We start from the raw sequence: 19159 nt of genomic DNA, 5'->3' as shown, positions 1-19159 counted from the left end.
CACACGTCGGCACGTCGGTGAGTATTTCACTCGACCCCGACAATACTCGCGTATGAGCTCCGATGCAGACGTCGATCCCTCGGAGTACGACGCGCTCGAGGATGCGGACGTGACTCTGCGAGTCAACGATCACGGACTCCACATCGCCGACGACGAGGTGACCGGCGTCTCGAGCCAGGGACAGACCCCGGAGGAGGCCCTCGAAAACCTCGCGGCCGCAGTCGAATCGTACGAGGAAGCGACTGCGGACGACCCGGGTGACGACTGGCTCTAACGACTGACCGAGTTCGCCCCGCTGTCGACGCGGTTCGTTCTACAGTCGGACCAGAGCGAATACCACCGGAGACCGTGAGGTATGGCCTGTAGTATGGACGGACCACGACGCGATTCATCGCAACGGGACGAAGCGACGAGCGCAGAGACTGGAGTCGACCGACGCCGAGTTCTCCGGGCGGGGACGGGACTTGCGGCGACGACGCTCGGAATCGCGACGCTCGGCGGGCAGGCGGCCGCCCACTTCCCGCCGGATCTCGAGATCGATATCAAACCGGGAAGCGATCCGGCCCCGATCAATCCGCGGAGCCGCGGCGTCGTTCCGGTCGTCGTCTCGCAGACGGACGAGTTCGATCCGACGAGCGAACCCGTTCGGTATCGGTTCGGGGCACCCGATGCCGTCAGTGACGGCGGCGGTGCGCGGCCGGTTCACGGCGGTCACGAAGTCGATGTGAACGGGGACGGGCGAACGGCTCTCCAATTGCACTTCTCGACCGACGAGGCCGGTTTCGATGGTGACGAATCGAGCGGCCGACTCGAGTGGGAACGCGGTGCCGAGGGGAACCACGGGCTCGCCGGAACGGGGGCGGTGACGATCGTCGGCTGTCAGGAACCCGGCCGGGACTGACCGAGACTGATCGGGACGGAGCCGCGGCGGACACCGTCCGTTCGGATAGCAGGCTTCAGTTTTACGCAGTCAGCCGTGATTATGGCGTGTATGGACGCGTACGATCTGGTCGTTCTCGGCGGCGGATCGGGGAGTCAGGTCGCGACCGCAGCAGCCGGCGACGGGCTCTCCGCCGCCGTCGTCGAACCCGGCCCCCTCGGCGGGGCCTGCATCACTCGCGGTTGCGTTCCATCGAAAGCGCTCATCCACCGGGCGGACATCGTCGCTGAACTCCGCCACGCTTCGGAGTTCGGCATCGACGCCGAACTCGAGGACGTCGACTACGGCGAGTTCACCGCGGCGATCCACGACGCGGTCTACGAGAAGGCGGATCGGCAGGCGGAATCGATCGAGGCGGCCGAGAACGTCGACCGCTACCGCGGTACGGGGCGGTTCGTGGACGAGCGGACGATCGAAATCGATGCGAGCGACGGCGGTGACAGCGATCCGGGCGACACGGACGGTGAGCGAATCCGCGGCGACACCGTCGTCATCGCCGTCGGCGGCCGTCCGGTCGTGCCGCCGATCGACGGCCTGGATGCTGTCGAGTTCCTGACGAGCGAGGACGCGCTCTTTCTCGACTCCCGGCCCGATTCGCTCGTGATCGTCGGCGGCGGCTACATCGGTGCGGAACTGGGCTACTTCTTCGGCGCGCTCGGGACCGAGGTCACGATCGTCGGGCGAAGCGACCGGTTGGTTCCGCGGGAGGACGACACCGTGAGCGATGTCGTGACGGACGCACTCGGACGGTATTGCGACGTTCGGACAGGGTACGAAGCGACCGCCGTCGAGTCGGTAGACGGTGGCGTCGCCGTCACGGCCGAACCGAGCGGCGAAGGGGGTAACGGAGACGACGCGATCGACCGCGAGGCCGATGACCTCTTGCTTGCGACCGGTCGGCGGCCGAACACCGATACCCTCAACCTGGAGGCGACCGGCGTCGAAACGGACGAGTCGGGCCACGTCGAAACCGACGACCGGCTCGAAACGAGCGTCGACGGGATCTGGGCACTCGGCGACGTGCTCGGCGAGCAACCCTACAAGCACGCGGCGGACTACGAGACTCGCGTCGTCACCGCGAACGTCCTCGACGACGCCGGCGAGGCGGTCGATTACGCCGCGATGCCCCACGCGATTTTCACGTCCCCGCAGGTGGCCAGCGTGGGGCGGACCGAAGGTGAACTCGAGGATGCGGGCCGCGAGTTCAACGCGGCGACGGTGCCGGTGGACGCCGCGCCGCTGGGGATGATCCTCCACGCCGACGATGGGTTCGTCAAGGTGCTCGCAGCCCCGGACGGCGAGATTTTGGGCTGTCACATCGTGGGGCCGCACGCGTCGACGCTGATTCAGGAGGTCGTCACCGCGATGGACCGCGGGGAGGGGACCGTCGACGACGTTGCGGAACCGGTTCACGTGCACCCGGCGCTATCGGAGGCGGTCTACGCGGCGTTCGATGAACTCTCGTCGCGGCGGTATTCGACGGCACCGGATTGGCGAGATATCGACGGCGCTTGACGGGAGTGGACCGCGGTCGCGTTCTGAATTCTGCTCCTTCCCGGCGTTCAGCGGTAGATATAAGTCACTACCAGTCAACAATTAGGACGGAAGCCATTAAACGGGCATTGAAATGCCCCGGATGCAGGAACATCCGAGACGTGGCTTCCATGCGGGATTGCACTGAAGCCATGTTTGCGTACATTCTCATGGGATATAAACATCCCGCACGACTGATGCATCGCCTAATTCGATCAGCAGCGCGCATCTCCTGCCGAATTACGAGAGCAACGAGGTGTCGGCTGGGATGAGCGACGACGCCGACGACAGCGCCCATGGTGGCGACGGCGGGAACGGGAACGATACCGACCACCCCGACCGACTCGCCCAGTGTGAACTCCCGCGCTGTCCCCGCTGCGGAACCCCGATCGCACAGAGAACCATGATCGGCCCCGGCGAAGCCATCGCCGGTCCCTGCGGTTGTCGCGTCGCTCCGCCGGACCCTTCCCCTGGTTCCGACCCTGGCACCGATGCCGATTCCGGTACCGATGCCGACACCGCCCCCAGCACCGACACCGACCGATCCAAACCGAACTAACCCCCGCGAAACGAGTTCAGTAGCGCGGTTCCACCGCAAGTGAACTCGGGTCGCGGCGGTCAGCCGAGTTGACGGCGGGACGCGAGACGATCAGATTACCATCACGATCCAACCACACCCATCGAACCACCACACTCGCGCCCGGCGGTGAACTCGGCCCGAAATCGCGATGTGAGTTCGCGTTCGACGTCCGCGCTAGTGACTCGGAACTCGCACCGATCCGTCCAGCCGAGTTCTGAACGCGATTCAAAACAAAACCATATTGTCATCTCCCGATGGACTCTCGTTATGGAACTCGCCGGCCGGACGCTGCGCGACCGGATCGTACAGGCTCTCGTCGTGTTTCTCACGTTCCTCGTCTTTCAATACTTTCAGAACTCGATCGAGTGGGGGTATCTCGTGTCCGTCGCTGCGTTCGTATTCGTGTTCGTGCTCCTCCTTGACGCGGCCACGGCTCGAATTGAAACGTAGTGTTACCCAGCGCCGCGCTCAAACGTTACACTCGGCCGCCTCGTACTGATCGACGCTCCGCAGTGACACGCCGCTCCTGTTCGACCCCTTGATCGTCCACAGATCCCCAACGCTACACTCCCCGTTGATATCTGTGTCTATCTCGTGCAGTCGCGAGACGGACACCTCGTCCGAATCCGAGACGGTGTAGTACAGATCATATTCCGCTGGTTCGGAGGACCACGTCGGGTCGATCCACACGTCCTCGTCCGGGGCAACTTCGACGGACCCATCGTAGACACCTTGGCCGTCCCGCTCCAGCCACAAATCGACCGTATGCGCTCTGTCCGCCGGATTCGCGACGCGAAGACTTCCGAGTTTAATTCCTGAATCGGCCGCGAAGCGGTCCGTGCAGCCAGCCGTAAGCGCCGTTCCGATGCTGGCGAGAACGCAGCGACGAGACCCGTTCATAGGTACCAGTTAGACCAGTTATACTATAATTTTTTGAGTATGACCGCCCTGTGCTAACTGACCGGTTCCCGAACGCCGAAGTAAACCGTGCGACTCGTTACCGTTCGACCGGTCCGCTTTCGACCTCGCCGTCCATCGCCAGCCACTCCGTGAGGCTGCCCTCGTAGACCGACACGTCCTCGTAGCCGAGCGCTCGGAGGACGACGTAGGTGTGGCTGATTCGCCGCGCCGTGTTGCAGTAGAGAACGAGTTCACGGTCGCGCGTAATGTCGTACTCCTCGAGAAGCGCCTCGAGTTCGTCCGCCGGCAGGAGGCCTCGCGTCTCGTCGTCGACGGCCTCGCGCCAGTCGAACCGGACGGCACCGGGGAGGCGGGCGTCCTCGAACTCGTCGCGTTCGCGGGTGTCGACCAGCAGCGCGTCGCGCTCGATGGCGTCTTCGACGGCCGCCAGGGAGACCAGCGGGCTTTCGTCCGGGTCGAGCGGTTCGGGGTCGTAGGTCGTCGGCTCGAACTCGGGTTCGTTCGAGGTCGTTTCGTACTCCAGATTCCAGGCGCTGAAGTCGCCGTCGAGCAGTCGCACGTCGTCGTGGCCGTACTCGAGCGCGGTGAGATAAAAGCGGGCGGCGAAGACGCCGTGGGTGTCGTCGTAGGCGACGATCGTATCCTCGGGGCCGATCCCGGCCGTCGAGAGCAAGTCGGCGAACGGTTCGGCTCCGGGGAGCGTCCCCCGGTCGATATCGGTGTCGTCCCGATACCGGTCGAACGGGATGTTGACGGCCCCGGGAACGTGGCCGATCCCGTCGTACTCCCACGCGTCCCTCACGTCGACGAGGCGTACCTCCGGGTCCTCACGAGCGTCTGCGAGCCAGTCGAGATCGACGACGACGGATTCGTCCATTGCGTGCTCGAAATGGGTCCAGCACGGAGAGGACACCGATCCCGGCACGTCTCCCCTCGATACCGAAATAGCGGCAACATAATCCGCCATTGTGGCGGACTGAACTCGGTGTGGTTCCGGAAACCGGCGGCGTTCGTCGGCTTTCTCCTCCTTACGGCCGCGCCGGCGTTGATCGGCGATCCGGGTGCGCATCTACCGGCAATACCATCCGGAACAGTTGATCGGCGACCGAATTGTCCGGTTCATGAGCCACTATGACCCTGGGGTACCTGGTCTCGGGTATGGCAACGAACGAGTACGCCAACGACGTGCTGGTCACGGCCGACTGGGTCGAGGATCGACTCGACGAGTTCAAGAGCGACGACCCCGGACATCGGCTGGTCGAGGTCGACGTGGACACGGAGGCCTACGACGAGGAACACGCGCCCGGCGCGGTCGGGTTCAACTGGGAGACGCAACTGCAGGACCAGACTCGCCGCGACATCCTCGAGAAGGAGGATCTCGAGGAGTTGTTCGGGTCCCACGGGATCAGCGACGACTCGACGATCGTCCTCTACGGCGACAACTCGAACTGGTTCGCCGCCTACACCTACTGGCAACTGAAGTACTACGGCCACGACGAGGTCTACCTGCTCGACGGCGGCCGCGAGTACTGGCTCGAGAACGACTACCCGACGACCGAGGAGGAGCCGGACTTTTCGGCCGTCGAGTACGACGCCGACGGCCCGCGCGAGAACATTCGCGCCTACCGCGACGATGTCGAGAAGGCGATCGAGCGCGGCGTTCCGCTGGTCGACGTCCGCTCGCCCGAAGAGTTCAGCGGCGAAGTGCTCGCCCCGCCGGGACTGCAGGAGACGGCCCAGCGCGGCGGCCACATCCCGGGTGCGCAGAACATCTCCTGGGCGGCCGTCACGGACGACGAGGGCAAGTTCAAGAGCCGCGACGAACTCGAAGAACTCTACGCCGAGAAGGGCATTACGGGCGGCGAGACGACCGTCGCTTACTGCCGCATCGGCGAGCGTTCCTCGGTCGCCTGGTTCGCCCTGCACGAACTGCTCGGCTACGAGGACGCCGTCAACTACGACGGCTCCTGGACCGAGTGGGGTAACCTGGTCAACGCGCCCGTCGAAACCGGCGACGCGAACTAACGGGACCACGAGGCCGCTCGCGCTCGCGCGGTGACCGGCACCGCTCGCCGTGGCTGTCTCGACCGTCGGCTCCGCCGATTCGTATCGATTCTTTTTCGAGCCGCGTGCGATCGAAACTGCTATCTCCCCGACAGGAGATGCTGCGACCGTGATTCCACTCCGATGACCGACGACACCAACTGGCTCAGGAGCCGCAAAACGACGAATCAGTTGCTCGCCTTCGGAATCGTCGTTCTCGCCGCCGGATTCGTCAGCGTCGGTGATCTCGGCCCCGCGTCGATCCGGTTCGTCGCGGAGACGCTCCTCGTCGTGATACTCGTCTGTTCGATCGCGCTCTTTCTCGCACTCCTGGCTCGAACCGACGACCCGTAGCGTCGGTGGCTGACGATAGGTCTAACTATCGGGTTCCCAAAGCACCGGTATGGCTGACGATAGCGACACTGTCGCCGACTTCGACGCCTTCCTCGACACCGTCCGCGAAACCGCCCAGACCGAACTCTCGCGACTCGGCTCCTCGAAATCGCTCTACGCCGAGACCGGCGGGGACATCGATACCGAACCCGTGCTCGAGGCGACCGCCGACGCCGAGTACGCCGCCTGGCAGACCTTCAGCGCCTGGGCCGACGACGAATCCCACGACGACGCACGCGAGGCGTTCGAAGCGACCGCCGCGGAGGAGGAGGGCCACTTCGAGACCGTCCGCGACGAACTCGGCGACGACGAGTACGAACCGGACGCGATCCCGGCCCTCCACGACCACCTGCGCGGAATCGACGCGACGGTCGAACGCGTCGGTGCACTCGCCGGTCGCATCCTCGCGAGCAAGCGCTCGAAAGAACAGGTCGTCGGCTACTTCGTCGGCGACGCCGACCCCCAGACCGCAGCCGTCTTCCGCGAGTTCGGCGACGACCTGGACGCCCAACTCGAACGCACCGGCGAGGTATTCGCGGCCGTCTGTCGGACCGAGGCGGACCGGGAGCGCGCGATGGACGCCGCAACGGGCGCTATCGAGGCCGCCTACGCCGAGTACGTCGAGAACATGGAAGCGATGGGCGCGAACCCGAAACCGGTCTGTTAAGCGTTCTTCACCGCCACACTCACGCGACCCGTTCGATGCGGCCGCTGAACTCGAGGTCGAGTTCGGAGACGACATCGGCTGTCAGCCCGGCGACTGCATCGTGGAAGTTCGTCCGGTAGCTCGCCGGCCCCTCGTAGCGGAGTTCGGCGGCGCGTTCGCCGGCGATGCCGAAGGCGAGCGTGCCGTGGAGTGCGGCGGCGTGTTCGTCCTCGAGCGCGCCGTTGAACGCCGCAAGCGTCGCGCCGAGCATGCAGCCGGTGCCGACGACTTCGCCGAGCATTTCGTGGCCAGCGGTGAGTCGATAGGTGCTGTCGGCGTCGGCGACGATATCTTCGACGCCGGAGGCGACGACGATCGACCCGGTCGAGTCCGCGAGCGATCGCGCCGTCTCCTCGATTTCCTCGTAGTCGCCGACCGATTCGACGCCTTTCACGTCCGCCTCGACCCCGGCGAGCGCGCTGATCTCGCCGTAATTGCCCTTGATCACGGTGAACGTCACGTCCGTGAGCAGCGTCTGTGCGACGTCCTTGCGCGTCGGAGTCGACCCGACGCCGACGGGATCGAGGACGATCGGGATTCCGCGCTCGGTCGCCGTCCGTGCGGCCTCGCGCATGGCCTCGACCTTCGTCGCCGGAACCTGACCGGTGTTGAGCAAGAGCGCGTCCGCGCCGTGGGCCATCTCGCCGGCATCGCCGGGCGAGTCCGCCATTACCGGCAGCCCGTCCCAGTGTAGGATAAGGTTCGCCACGTCGTTCATCGTCACTTCGTTCGTCAGTGCCTGGACGAGCGGCGCTGACTCGTCGATCGCCCGTAAGGAATTCGCGAGTTCAGCGCTGGATACGTCGATCGAGTCAGTCATGGTTGTCCTTCCGTGTTCGAAGGGCTTTGCGTTGGTGCTTCGAGAGCCGCCGAGAGCGCTTGGGTCGCAGCCTGTGGATCGTCGGCGGCGGTAATTTCGGAGATGACGGCGACGCCGATAGCGCCGGCGTCGGCGACGGGGCCGGCGTTGTCGTCGGTGATGCCGCCGATGCCGACGACCGGGATCGAGACGGCGTCGGTGATCTCGGCGACGCGCTCGGGGCCGATGCCGTCTTTGTGTTCGGCGACGCGCTTCGATGTCGTCCCGTAGACCGAGCCGACGCCGAGGTAGTCCGCACCGTCGGCTTCGGCCTGCCGTGCCTCGGCGACCGTCGAGGTCGAGCAGCCGACGATCGCGTCGGGACCGAGCAGGTCGCGCGCGACGGCGACCGGGAGATCGGACTGGCCGACGTGAACGCCGTCGGCGTCGATCGCCTGCGCGATGTCGAGCCGATCGTTGACGACCAGGTCGACCCCCGCGTCGGCCGTCATCTCGCGGAGTTCGCGCCCGAGTTCGTATCGGGTTCGCGCGTCGGTGTCTTTCTCCCGAAGCTGAATCGCGTCGACGCCACCGGCAATGGCCTCGCGGGCGATCTCTGCCGTCGACCGGCCCGCGGAGAGCGAGGCCTGTGTCACGAGGTAGGTGCGCCAGTTCGAGGGTGCCATAGCGACCATGTCAGTCGGCGGTCACTAAGAGACTTCGGTTGGCCCCGCCGTGTCGGATACCCCGTCTGCTTCGGCCGCGAGCAACGAACCCACGTCGACCGCCTCGCTGAACGCTGGAAACGGCGTGGGCCGGTCCGGCTCGTCCTCCTTCTCGGCGAGCGGGCGTCGCCACCAGCAGACGTCGTGCCAGGCATCCTGCGTGTAGCCCATCGCGGGAAAGTCGACGAGTCGTTCGAAGCCCAGTCGCTCGTGGAACCGGACCGTTTCCGGATTCGGTAGCGTCGTCACTGCGTAGGCATCGCAGTAGCCCTGCGGCTTGAGAACCGCAAACAACGCCTCGTACAGCGCGCGACCGACGCCCGACCGGCGGGCGTCCTCGGCCACGTAGACCGAGAGTTCGACGAGCCACTCGTAGGCCTGGCGCTTGCGCAGCGGCCCCGCGTAGGCGTAGCCGGCGACGCCCGCGTCGGTTTCGGCGACGAGCCACGGGTACTGTTCGAGCGTCGACTCGATGCGGTCGGCCATTTCGGACTCGGTCGGCGGCGTCTCTTCGAACGTGACCGACGAGGACGTACAGAACGGCGCGTAGATTTCCCGGACGGCGGCCGCGTCCGAGCGGGTTGCGACGCGGATGGATTCCATACCCTCCGTTTTCGGTCGGGCGTGATAAACGCGCCGTCACTTGCCACCGCGTCGCTGTCACCGGCTCTCCGGAACCGCCGCCAGCCGCTCCCGGCCGACGAGCCGCCAGCCGACGACCGCGCCGAGCGATCCGAAGAGAACGAGAATCGAATCGAGGGTGGCACTGCTCGCGATAACCGCAGCGACGCTCAGAGCGGCCGCGACCGCGAAAACGACCGTCTGTTCGTCGTCCGGATACCCCGCCGGCAGGCGCATGACTGCGAGCAGGAACGCCAGTCCAACACCGATTCCAGCGACCACGTCCACGACGAAGTGCACCCCGAGGGCGACCCGGGACAGACAGACCACCGTGACGAGCGTTCCCGCCGCGAGCAACCGCCGTCTCAGCGTCCAGAGCGACAGCCGCGCCGCCAGGCTCCCGTAGACGACCGTCGTCACCAGCGCGTGCCCGCTCGGAAAGCCGTAGCCGCTTGCCGTCCCGGTGAACTCGTACAACGGGCGGACCGTCGGCGAAAGCATCTCGAGTTCAACGAGTGCGTGTGCCGGCCGCGGCAGCGCGAAGGTGTACTTGAGCGTTGTAATCAGAGCGAATCCGGCCAGGCCGAGGCCGGCGACGACGAGGACCTCCCCGCGCTCGCATGGGCGACGCCAGTAGAGCACGCCGAGGAGGACCGCGAGAAACCAGATGTCTCCGAGTTGCGTCACGAGCGCGACGACTATCGCGGCCCACTCGGGAATGGTCGCTTGGATCGGGTCGAATACGCCGATACCGCGGGACATATCGAGGAGTATGGCGATTGCGTTCATAAGCTATTGGTGTTTTGCCACCGCGTGGCCCGTGAGGAAGCGCCGACGGTTCATCGGAGGCAGGCGACGAGTTCACCGTGCGTCTGTTCGCGCGGGTCTGGATCGAACGTCGGATCAGTAGCAACGCCGCCGTAGACGGCTCGCAGGACGACCTCGCCGACGTAATAAACCGCTCGTACAGCCCACTTGGTGTGGTTATCGTCGGTCGTTTCAGTTGTCAGGTTGTAGACGAGCGAGACGAGGGTGCCGTTCGATCCCGTTGCCGACTCGGTCCCGTTCGTTTCTCCCGTCTCTTCTGAACTCGCGTCGGTCACATTGCCGTTCGTCTCTCCGTCCGCCCCGATCGGTGACGACTGCCGATCAGTGACTGAGAGATCGAACGCGCGCGTCGCTTCCCCGTATTCGACGAGCAGCGCGTTCTGTCGATACGCCTGCTCGAACTCGATTGCGTACTGGGTGGCTGCCCCGGTCGTCGTTTCGGCATCCGGGAGCGTCGACGGATACTCGAGCGGTTCGAGCGACTGCTCCGCCGAACCGTCTTCAAACGTCGACGCGGACGACGTGGCCTCGGGACGGGGCTCCGGTCGAGAGAGATCGCTACAGTCGTACGATTCGGGAGTAACAGTCGTCGACGTCTCTGCTGGCGTTTCGGGATCGTCAAACCACGCTTCCGAACAGCCAGCCGTAAATGGGACCACCGCCGCAACTGTCGCAAGAAGGGACCGCCGAGATCGAGGAGGGCGCATACTCTTATGTCAGACACAACACCAATATACATTTCGTCTTCGATCGCCGTTTTCCGCGGTAATCAAGCACGCCGTCGATTCCGAGTGCAGCCGCGGTCGCCATCCATCGCCGTTCTGCGGTACAGTTCCCGTTCAGCGGCGAGAGAGCCCGCTACGCGTCTTCCTCGAGTAACCGATCGACCATCTCGTCCGGATCGAACTGCTCGATGTCGTCGTACCCCTGACCGACGCCGAGGAACAGAATCGGCTTGCCGCTTACGTGTGCGATCGAAATCGCCGCCCCACCGTTCGAGTCCGCATCCGCTTTCGTCAAAATTGAACCATCGACTTCGGCCGCGTCGTTGAACTCGCGGGCGCGGTTGACCGCGTCCTGCCCGGCGACGGCTTCGTCGACGAACAACGTCATGTCGGGATCGACGACGCGGTCGATTTTCTCCAGTTGGTCCATCAGCCCCTCGTTCGTGTGCAGTCGCCCTGCCGTGTCGCCGAGGACGACGTCGATGTCGTTGGCTTCGGCGTACTCGACGGCGTCGTACAACACCGCAGCGGGGTCTCCGCCCTGTTCGTGGGCGATGAGTTTCGTGTCGAGCGCGTCGGCGTGTTCCTGAATCTGCTCGTTGGCACCCGCGCGGTAGGTGTCTCCGTTCGCCATCACCGTCGAGTAGCCACGATCCTCGAAGTAGCGGCTGAGCTTCGCGATCGAGGTCGTCTTTCCGACGCCGTTGACGCCGGTGAAGACGATCGTGACCGGCTTGTCCTCGACCGCGATGTGCTCGTCGAAGTCGAACTGGCCGACGCTGATCACGTCGTGGATCGCCTCCCGAAGCGCGTTTTCGACGACGTCGCCGGTCGAGGTCGTGAACGTGCGCGTCTCCCCGACGAGTTCATCGCGGATGTTGTCGAGAATCTCCTCGGCGACGCCCATCTCGACGTCGCTCGACAGTAGCGCCATCTCGAGTTCGTAAAGCGGGTCCTCCAGGTCCTCCTCTTCGATGACGAACTTGCCCTTGACGAAGGATTTGGCTTTGCGACCGAAGCCGGTACCGGTGGCGTCGTCGGCTTCGGTTTCGGCTGCTGCCTCGTCTTCGTCCTCGTCCTCTCCCTCGCCTTCGTCCTCAGTCTCGTCGACCGCCGACGCAGCGTCTTCTTCGAGTTCAGCGTCGGCGTCAGTGGTATCTGCCGGTGTCGCTGTCTCGTTGTCGGGTCGCGATGCTGACCCGGAACCCAACGGCGAGTCAGGTGTCGCGTCGGTTGCCGGCGCTGGCTCCGACCGAGAGTCAGTCACGGCCTCCTCGCCACCGTCGCTGGGTTCCGAGGGTGAACTCGAAGCGGCGGCCGCAGCGTCGTCCGGCGTGGCGGGCTCGTCCGTTGTCTGGGCGGCAGCGTCCCGAGTGGGGGGAGCCTCCTCGACAGTGCTTTCGGCAGCGTCGGGGTCGATTTCGCCTCCTTCGTTTCCTTCCCCCTCTCCCTCGGCTTCGACTTCGGCTTCAGCTTCGACTGCTGTATCGTCGACTTCCTCTACGTTCTCTTCGGCTGCTTCCTCGGCATCCTTGCGGAAGCTTCCGAGTTTCTCCTTCAGGTTATCGAACATTGGTAACGGTAACTGTGACTGGAACTGTTGGTGGCTGTGATCGGTCGGTGGTGACTTGGACCCGGTAACTGCGTACTGCGTTCGTAACAGGGAACGGAATCGATCGGTCGTCGAACTGCGGACTGATTACTGCGTGTTGATTACTCGTCTGGCTCCTGGCCCTGTCCACCGAGTTGCTGCATCTGCTGTTGCATCGCCTGCTGTTGGAGTTGCTGGGCCTGCGATTCGAGTTCGTCGCTCTCGCCTTCGAGATCCTCGATCTGGTCGTTGAGGTCGTCGATCTGGTCGTCGAGGGTCTCTTTCTTGCGTTCGAGGACATCGACTGCGTCGTCGTGCTCGAACTCCGCGGCGTAGTCCGATCCGAGTTCGACGATCGCTTCGTCGATATCGTCGATGGTTGCACGCAGATAGGCACCGCCGCCGAGTGGGACCTGCACCGTCGAATCGTTCTCGAGGGTTTCGAGCGCGTCGATGGCCTCGTCGACTTCGGTCTGCTCTTGCTGGATTTCTTCGACGTTTGCTTCGAGTGCGTCGATCTGTTCTTCGATCTCTTGCAGTTCCTGGGAGAGCTGCTGAAGTTGCTGTTGGCTCATTCTGCATCAACCTCCGTCGTCGTAGTCGTCGTATTCGATTTCCGTGCGCGTGAGTCCACGCTGACTGTCGAAACGAGTATCGGAGTGCTCGTTGGTAACAGCCGTGTTTCCGGCCGTAGCCGAGTTCCACCCGCGGCGTAGCCGTCGCGAACGGTGAACCGGCCGGTGGCCGCAAACTGACTCATGGCTATCACTCCGGCAGGCAGTCGGAAGAATCTTCCCTTCCATAGCCATTTCTCCGTCGGCACTGGCGTCTCGATCGTCTCAACGGGACCGATCGTCTCCGGAGGAGGCGGACCGTGTGAGTCGGGTTCCGAGGGAGTTCCTATGTGATAACTGGTATTGTTGGCACGCTGATTGCACGGCGGCCGTGCGACCAGGTATGCACCGACTTTCAGCGGCTACTATCGTCTATATCTGGCCGGACTTCTGATTCGGCGGCTGGTTCAGCGCACCGGTCGGTCCGGAAGACCGCGTCAGAGTATCGGGATCGATACCGTCGAACTCCGGCGGCAGCGTCCCCTCACGTGCGTACTGGTACAGCGCCGTCTTTGCGACCCCGGTTGCGGCCTGGTAGACGACCATGAGCGCACCGAGCACCAGCAGCGTCGGCACGAGCGTGAACGCGAGAACCGACCAGGGATCGGCGAGGACGAACACCGGCAGGCCGATTCCAGCGAGTCCGGTGAGGATCATCGGCGGCAGCAGTACGAGTCCGACGCCGAGGTTGATGCCACCGACCTGCCCCCACGTCTCGCGGAACAGGCCGACGCTTTCGCGCATCGAATCGCGAACGCTCCCGTCCTGAAAGACGATTACGGGAACGATGAAAAACGTCATCGCGAACCACGCAAAGCCGGCAACCGATCTGATGATCTGGGCCGGCAGTCCGTCCTGACTCTCGAGCGCCCGAAAGAGCAGGCCGACCGCCGCGCCGACGACGCCCCACGCGAGAATCGTCCGGCGCGATTCCCAGGCACCTCCGAGTCCGGCCCGGATCCCCGTCGGTTCGTCCGTAAAGAGGGTGCCGACGGCGTGGACGAGCGCCGCGCTGAAAAACGTCGCAATCGACGTTGCGACGAACATGAACCCGACCGCGGCGGCGACCAGCGTGACGGTCACAGCCGCATCGGCGCTTCCGGGAGCGACATTCGTGACTTGCTCTAAGAGCTCCATCCCGTAGCCAACGCCGAAGAGCGCCGCGACGATCCCGCCGACGAGGCCGATCAACCCGACGAGCCAGGACGCTCCGTACAACACTGGAAACGCGAGTAACCACTTCTCGCGCCGCAAGACTCCGAAGGATGCCTTCGCGATCTCGAACCCGGTTCGAAACCGGGCGAATACCGATTGGAGGACCATACGAAACGTCTCGTCGGAAGACAGTATAAATGTTGATTATATGAACCGCCCGAGATGTCCGCTGCGGTGCCAACCGATTTCGTCCGGGGCCGCGTACGCACGGGTATGAGCGAACTCGACCCGAGCGAGTTACTCCCCAGCAACCGGCTGCAAACGCAGGTGCTCGAAGGCGACGTCACCCAGATCCACCGCGGCCACCAGTACGCGTCGACGGGCGATACGTTTATCATCGGCGAGACGACGTTCGAAGTGACCGACGTGACCGAGCGTACGCTCGGCGACCTGACCGACGAAGACGCACGAGCGGAGGGGATGGCCGATCTCGAGGCGTATCGGCAACTGCTCTCCCGCACTCATGACGACTTCGAGTGGGACGACGCCAGCGGAGTCGTCCGCCACCGATTCGAACGACAGTAGCGTTGCGATTCCGGCTGCCCGCGAGTCGGCTGCGTCCGTTCTCCGACGGTCCCCGTGGTATCGAGTCTGCTCCAGCACCCGCCACCGTCTGCACGCCGAGTTCCGTCGGTTCGAGCGCTCTCAATTAGCGCGGACGGCGGTCACCGGAGGCCGCGAGCTACCGACCCGAACAGTGCAAGCGCGACCGGAATCGCGGCGCTGAGACCGAGTAGTCGTTCCCTCGCCAGATACGCACCGAGTTACCCGTCACTGCGAGTCACATCACGAACGCGATACAGTCACGGAAACGCTATCAGAAACGAATGCTAGCTGTCCGGTGTCCAGTGTCCAGTGTCCGGGTCCGGGTCCGGGTCCGCGTCAAACAACTCGAGCCGTGGCGTGACGGATCAGTCGAGATACCCGAGCGCATCTTCGATTCGGCCGAGTTCAGGACCGGTCGTATCCTGGCCGACGACGTAGCCGGACTCGTTTGCCAGCAGGCCGGAGCCGACGAGGGGTGCGCCGTAGTTGATCGTCCCGACGTCGGCACGGACATCGAGAACGTTCTCCAAGACGTCGAGTTCTTCGTCGGTTGCCTTGGGGTGACAGAGGACGCCGTCGTTCGTCGCAACGGCGGCGGTACCGACGGTTCGGACGCCCGCGAGATCGCCGCGTTCGACGGGCACGTCGAGCGTCTCCCTGACGATCTGGGTTGCCTCCCGAGGCAGATCCGGATGGACGTAGGCCCCGTAATCGTTCGCAAGGACGACGTTCCCGGCGGCGTTGATACTGCCCGGCAGTTCGGCGACGGGCACGTCGACCTCTTCGGCGAGCGTCTCGCGTTCGTACTCGAGGACGCGAGAGCTGACGAGCAGGCCGTTTTCGTTACCGGTCGCTAAGGCGCCGACCGTCGAGGACCCACCGACGGTCGTTTCGATTGCGGGCACCTCGAGTTCGTCGGTCAGGTCGGCGACGGCGTCGTCGTCGACATCGGGACGAACGAGCACGCACGAGTCGGTCGCGCGGGCGAAGACGCCGACGTAGGCCGACCCGGCGAAGGCGAGGCGTTGCAAGTGTAGTGGTTAGTCGGCGACCTCGGCTTCGACGACGGCGTCACCCTCTTCGTCGAAACGAGCCGCGCGGACGCGAAGTTTTCGTGGTGGATTCGAGCGCCCGTTCGACCAGACTGCCTCGTTGATCGAGGGGTCCAGTCGGATGGCGTCCCCGTCGACCGCAAAGTGCTTCGCAAGGTGGTCACGGACGAGTCGCATAGCGAGATCCGCGGCCTCGTGGTTGGCTCCCTTCTTGACGTCCCGAAGCGGGACGGTTACGACGCGTTCTTCGAAATCACTTGCACTCATTGTATTACTCGTCAGTGTCGTTGCGCCGCCAGTTGCGTCGTTTCGGGTTCCGCTGGACTTCCATGTCGGTCTTCATCATGACCCAGGCCGGAACGCGGCTGTTCTGGTTCTCGAGTTTGGCAAGTCGCTTTTTCTTGCCCTTCGATTTCTTACCCATAGTAGCCGGACGTAGCCCGTGCTGGCTTAAAATCTTGTCCATCTTTCGGGACCGGTCGGTGACCGGTGGTCCGTGGTCGGTACGAGTTCACCTCGTCGTCTCTCCGCTCTCACGCTCGCCGCCGCTCCCGGATTCGTTCTAGATACTGCGTCGCCACCGCGAGCGTCGCTTCGCTCAGCGTCGTCGTGTACTCGAATCGGTCGACGCCCTCGTAGCCGTCGTGGCGGGTGAACTCGTCGTGGTCGTAGCAGCCGGTGCCGTGAAAGCGCGTTCCGCCGCCGAGTTCGTCCGGGCCGGCGTAGGCGGTTGCCATCGGCGTCACGCGGAGCGCTCGTTCGTCTCCGCTGGTCTGAACTCGAGCCGCGGCTCCGAGGTCGTGGTCACAGTCCGTTCCACCGACTGCCTCGACGAGTTCGGGCGGGAGCAACGTGTGGAAGACCTCGTGAATGGCGATGTTCCGGCTGATCGCCCGCGAGTCCCAGACTTCGGTCGCCCCGACGTTGGCGACGGTCTGTGCGCCTTCCGCGGCGGTTCCGTTGGAACCCGTTGCACCGACCAGATCGTTCGGCGACATCGTCCCGCCGTAGCCGACCCGGTAGTTGAGCGGGGACCAGCAAAACAGCACGTGACAGGCCGGCCCGCCGAGTTCACCGCGGTCCCGAAGCCGGTCGCGAAAGACGTCGAGGACGGTCGACAGCGAGGGAAGGACGAGTTCGGACGGCCGCGGCGTTGCAAGCGGGGGAAAACGCACGGATGGGCCGCGCTCGACGCGAATGTCGAAATCGGCGTCGATGCGGTCGGAGTGGGAGACGGCGTAGGTTTGGAGCTGTGCCATGGCGTCTTCGATCGCAGCGAAACACTCCCGAAAGGGGACCGGCCAGTCGCGTCGCAGGCCCGAAATCCCGTATCGGAACCAGACGGGCGGCGGAATGGGTCCCGGAGAGACGCTCACGCGGAGCGTCCCGGTATCGGTTTGGGCGGCGTCCGTGCTCGGACTGACGAGCGAGGCCGCGCCGACGCCGCCGACTGCGGCGATGAACTCGCGGCGGCTGACCGAAGCGGTTCGCCCGAAGCGAGAGCGGCGCTGGGCGGTCGCGGTGGTGCGGTCGCGGTGGTCGCGGTGATCGGGACCGTGATCCGCCGTGGACGAGTTCCCCATCGACCGGTTCGGCTACGGGATCGGCCCCTATCACTCCCGGTGCTGTATCGTTCGGCTATCGTGCCGTATGCGGGCGCTACAGCGGCTGTAGGCGACCGATAGCGCACTCGTAACGACGCATACTGGCGGCCGCAGCTGGCGTGGAGTCGGTCACTCGTCGAGCGGGAACCGCGCCACCGTCGAGTACACCGGCCCCTCGTCCGTGAGCGTGCTCTCGGTCAACCGAACCGCCTCGACGCGCGTCTCGCCGATCGTCGGGTCTCGCTCGCGGACGAGTTCTTGCACCAACTCCTTCCCGCCCGCGTGCTCCATCCGCGCGAGCGTCACGTGCGGCGTGAACTCGTGCGATTCCGCCTCGAATCCCATCTCCGTCGTTCGCTCCTCGATGGCCTCGTGCAGCGCGGTGAGTTCGTCGCCGCCGGTTTCGGTGCCGAACCAGACCACGCTGATGTACTCGAGACTCGGGAAGACGCCCAGGCCGCCGTAGCGAACCGTGAAGGGGTCGACGCCGGCGTCGGCGACCGCACCCTCGAGTTCGGATTCGAGGTCGGGAACCCGCTCGCCGTCGACGTCGCCGAGGAATTTCAGCGTCACGTGGGCCTGCTCGGGGTCGGTGACGTCGAGGCCGCTCGCGTCGCTGAACTCGTCCTGGAGGTCGGCGACCGGTTCCGCGAGGTCGTCGGGCAGGTCGACGCTGACGAAGAGGCGCATACGTGTGCACTCGCGGCCGCGGTATTCAACGGTAACGGACGATCCGTCGAACGGGCGACTCGTCGCGAGGTCGCACGGTTGTGATGGCGACGGATGAACGGTGTCCAGACGCCAGCGTGCGCGGCGTCGGTAGCCGGGTCGCAGCCCTTAACAGTCCGCGACGCCAAATTCGGGTAATGACTGACCGAGAGGGTGACGGAGACGAGCCCCGCGACCACCGTTTCTCCGAAGGCGAGGGGTTCGACGACCCCTACGACGAGTTCGATCTCGATCCGCCGGAACTGGATATCGACCCCTCGAAGGTCGACCCGGTGGACTCTCGAGTCGTCACCGATACGCTCGATAGCCAGCAGATCGCGAGCGACGATGTCGACGCCAGCGAGTTGCTCGACGTCGGGCTGAACTACATGCAGATCAACCGCTACGAGCAGGCGACCGACGCCTTCGAGCGGACCGCTCGCTTCGCCGACGACGATCGCCTCGAACAGGAAGCCTGGGTCAACAAGGGCGTCGCCCACGCCGAACTCGAGGAGTGGGACGCCGCGATCGGTGCCCACCGCGAGGCGCTCGACATCGACGACCAGAGCGAACACGCCGCGACGGCCGAGACGAATCTCGCCTACGCCCTCTGGGAGTTCGGCGAGACGGCCCAGGCCTTAGAGCACGCCGAACGCGCCATCGAGATAGACGAGCGCTTCGCCGAGGGCTGGTTCAACCGCGCGTTCTTCCTCTCGGAGCGCGGGCTGGCCGAAGAAGCCCTGCAGTGTATCGACAACGCGATCCGACTCGGCCTGCGAAACGCCAAGGTCCTGGAAGAAAAGGCCGAGATTCTCGAAGAACTCGGCGAGTACGACGAGGCCGAGGAGATCGCCGAGGAGGCAAACGAGATGCGCGAGCAGGCCGAACAGGAGATCATGGAAGACCGCCGGGAAATGGAGGGCCAGCCGACCGGTACGGACGAACTCGCGGAACCCGGCCGCGAAACGGATCCGGATCGCGAGTGGGAACTCGAGTGACGACGGCGTCCCGGTGA

25 protein-coding genes are annotated in these 19159 nt (G+C 64.8%); 10 read left to right on the top strand and 15 right to left on the bottom strand.

What is annotated here, in order from left to right; translation table 11 throughout:
• The first annotated feature begins 52 nt into the window (after positions 1-52).
• From C481_RS17910 to C481_RS17890, 5 genes are all read left to right on the top strand, one after another.
• Positions 53-274: a type II toxin-antitoxin system HicB family antitoxin gene (locus C481_RS17910; RefSeq protein WP_006110736.1), complete on the top strand. Its 222-nt coding sequence runs from the start codon at positions 53-55 to the stop codon at positions 272-274.
• 93 nt (positions 275-367) lie between these two features.
• The gene (locus C481_RS17905) at positions 368-901 is read left to right on the top strand and encodes a hypothetical protein (RefSeq protein WP_006110735.1); all 534 of its coding nucleotides are present in this window, start codon (positions 368-370) and stop codon (positions 899-901) included.
• A 90-nt stretch (positions 902-991) separates the two neighbouring features.
• Positions 992-2455: a dihydrolipoyl dehydrogenase gene (locus C481_RS17900; protein ID WP_006110734.1), complete on the top strand. Its 1464-nt coding sequence runs from the start codon at positions 992-994 to the stop codon at positions 2453-2455.
• A 286-nt stretch (positions 2456-2741) separates the two neighbouring features.
• On the top strand, positions 2742-3032 hold the full coding sequence (locus tag C481_RS17895) for a hypothetical protein (protein ID WP_006110733.1): 291 nt from the start codon (positions 2742-2744) through the stop codon (positions 3030-3032).
• 288 nt (positions 3033-3320) lie between these two features.
• Positions 3321-3503: a hypothetical protein gene (locus tag C481_RS17890; RefSeq protein ID WP_006110732.1), complete on the top strand. Its 183-nt coding sequence runs from the start codon at positions 3321-3323 to the stop codon at positions 3501-3503.
• A gap of 18 nt (positions 3504-3521) precedes the next feature.
• Here the strand turns inward: C481_RS17890 and C481_RS17885 are convergent, their stop codons facing one another.
• Both C481_RS17885 and C481_RS17880 read right to left on the bottom strand, forming a co-directional pair.
• Positions 3522-3953, bottom strand: a complete 432-nt coding sequence (locus C481_RS17885) for a hypothetical protein (protein ID WP_006110731.1) — start codon at positions 3951-3953, stop codon at positions 3522-3524.
• 97 nt (positions 3954-4050) lie between these two features.
• Positions 4051-4851, bottom strand: a complete 801-nt coding sequence (locus C481_RS17880) for a sulfurtransferase (RefSeq protein ID WP_006110730.1) — start codon at positions 4849-4851, stop codon at positions 4051-4053.
• A 281-nt stretch (positions 4852-5132) separates the two neighbouring features.
• Between C481_RS17880 and C481_RS17875 the strand changes: the two genes are divergently transcribed.
• From C481_RS17875 to C481_RS17865, 3 genes are all read left to right on the top strand, one after another.
• Positions 5133-5999: a sulfurtransferase gene (locus C481_RS17875; protein WP_006110729.1), complete on the top strand. Its 867-nt coding sequence runs from the start codon at positions 5133-5135 to the stop codon at positions 5997-5999.
• Positions 6000-6161: 162 nt separating this feature from the next.
• Positions 6162-6371: a hypothetical protein gene (locus C481_RS17870; RefSeq protein WP_006110728.1), complete on the top strand. Its 210-nt coding sequence runs from the start codon at positions 6162-6164 to the stop codon at positions 6369-6371.
• Between the two features lie 49 nt (positions 6372-6420).
• Positions 6421-7077, top strand: coding sequence for a hypothetical protein (locus C481_RS17865; RefSeq protein ID WP_006110727.1), 657 nt, complete (start codon positions 6421-6423; stop codon positions 7075-7077).
• A gap of 19 nt (positions 7078-7096) precedes the next feature.
• On the opposite strand, the gene thiM is transcribed toward C481_RS17865, so the two are convergent.
• The 8 genes from thiM to C481_RS17820 all read right to left on the bottom strand — a co-directional run bounded on the left by thiM (position 7097) and on the right by C481_RS17820 (position 14342).
• The gene (thiM, locus tag C481_RS17860; RefSeq protein ID WP_006110726.1) at positions 7097-7936 is read right to left on the bottom strand and encodes a hydroxyethylthiazole kinase; all 840 of its coding nucleotides are present in this window, start codon (positions 7934-7936) and stop codon (positions 7097-7099) included.
• Positions 7933-8601: a thiamine phosphate synthase gene (thiE, locus tag C481_RS17855; protein WP_006110725.1), complete on the bottom strand. Its 669-nt coding sequence runs from the start codon at positions 8599-8601 to the stop codon at positions 7933-7935. The genes thiM and thiE overlap by 4 nt, the downstream gene beginning before the upstream one ends.
• Positions 8602-8625: 24 nt before the next feature.
• On the bottom strand, positions 8626-9243 hold the full coding sequence (locus C481_RS17850) for a GNAT family N-acetyltransferase (protein ID WP_006110724.1): 618 nt from the start codon (positions 9241-9243) through the stop codon (positions 8626-8628).
• Between the two features lie 57 nt (positions 9244-9300).
• Positions 9301-10023 carry a phosphatase PAP2 family protein gene (locus C481_RS17845; protein WP_049904772.1) on the bottom strand — a complete coding sequence of 241 codons (723 nt, stop codon included), beginning with the start codon at positions 10021-10023 and terminating at the stop codon, positions 9301-9303.
• 77 nt (positions 10024-10100) lie between these two features.
• Positions 10101-10796 carry a hypothetical protein gene (locus C481_RS17840; protein WP_152422208.1) on the bottom strand — a complete coding sequence of 232 codons (696 nt, stop codon included), beginning with the start codon at positions 10794-10796 and terminating at the stop codon, positions 10101-10103.
• Positions 10797-10947: 151 nt separating this feature from the next.
• A complete protein-coding gene (gene ftsY / locus C481_RS17835) occupies positions 10948-12387 on the bottom strand; it encodes a signal recognition particle-docking protein FtsY (RefSeq protein ID WP_006110721.1) in 1440 nt (479 codons plus the stop codon).
• A 140-nt stretch (positions 12388-12527) separates the two neighbouring features.
• Positions 12528-12980, bottom strand: coding sequence for a prefoldin subunit alpha (gene pfdA / locus C481_RS17830; RefSeq protein WP_006110720.1), 453 nt, complete (start codon positions 12978-12980; stop codon positions 12528-12530).
• A gap of 411 nt (positions 12981-13391) precedes the next feature.
• Positions 13392-14342 (bottom strand): DUF6159 family protein, encoded by a 951-nt coding sequence (locus C481_RS17820; protein WP_006110718.1) that lies wholly within the window; start codon positions 14340-14342, stop codon positions 13392-13394.
• Positions 14343-14447: 105 nt separating this feature from the next.
• Between C481_RS17820 and C481_RS17815 the strand changes: the two genes are divergently transcribed.
• Positions 14448-14759: an ASCH domain-containing protein gene (locus C481_RS17815; protein ID WP_049904749.1), complete on the top strand. Its 312-nt coding sequence runs from the start codon at positions 14448-14450 to the stop codon at positions 14757-14759.
• A gap of 386 nt (positions 14760-15145) precedes the next feature.
• Here C481_RS17815 and C481_RS17810 read toward each other — a convergent pair whose 3' ends face one another.
• The 5 genes from C481_RS17810 to thpR form a co-directional block, all read right to left on the bottom strand.
• A complete protein-coding gene (locus tag C481_RS17810) occupies positions 15146-15811 on the bottom strand; it encodes a translation initiation factor IF-6 (protein WP_006110716.1) in 666 nt (221 codons plus the stop codon).
• Between the two features lie 9 nt (positions 15812-15820).
• Positions 15821-16099, bottom strand: coding sequence for a 50S ribosomal protein L31e (locus C481_RS17805; protein ID WP_006110715.1), 279 nt, complete (start codon positions 16097-16099; stop codon positions 15821-15823).
• 4 nt (positions 16100-16103) lie between these two features.
• A complete protein-coding gene (locus C481_RS17800) occupies positions 16104-16256 on the bottom strand; it encodes a 50S ribosomal protein L39e (protein ID WP_004267621.1) in 153 nt (50 codons plus the stop codon).
• A 109-nt stretch (positions 16257-16365) separates the two neighbouring features.
• Positions 16366-17415 (bottom strand): hypothetical protein, encoded by a 1050-nt coding sequence (locus C481_RS17795; protein ID WP_006110714.1) that lies wholly within the window; start codon positions 17413-17415, stop codon positions 16366-16368.
• 150 nt (positions 17416-17565) lie between these two features.
• On the bottom strand, positions 17566-18126 hold the full coding sequence (thpR, locus tag C481_RS17790; protein WP_006110713.1) for an RNA 2',3'-cyclic phosphodiesterase: 561 nt from the start codon (positions 18124-18126) through the stop codon (positions 17566-17568).
• A 176-nt stretch (positions 18127-18302) separates the two neighbouring features.
• Here thpR and C481_RS17785 point away from each other — a divergent pair, with 176 nt between their 5' ends.
• Positions 18303-19142 carry a tetratricopeptide repeat protein gene (locus C481_RS17785; protein WP_006110712.1) on the top strand — a complete coding sequence of 280 codons (840 nt, stop codon included), beginning with the start codon at positions 18303-18305 and terminating at the stop codon, positions 19140-19142.
• The last annotated feature ends 17 nt before the right edge of the window (positions 19143-19159 follow it).

It is taken from the genome of Natrialba asiatica DSM 12278 (genome assembly GCF_000337555.1).
Taxonomy (GTDB): Archaea; Halobacteriota; Halobacteria; order Halobacteriales; family Natrialbaceae; genus Natrialba; species Natrialba asiatica.
This window is presented reverse-complemented; position numbering and strand designations above follow the sequence as displayed.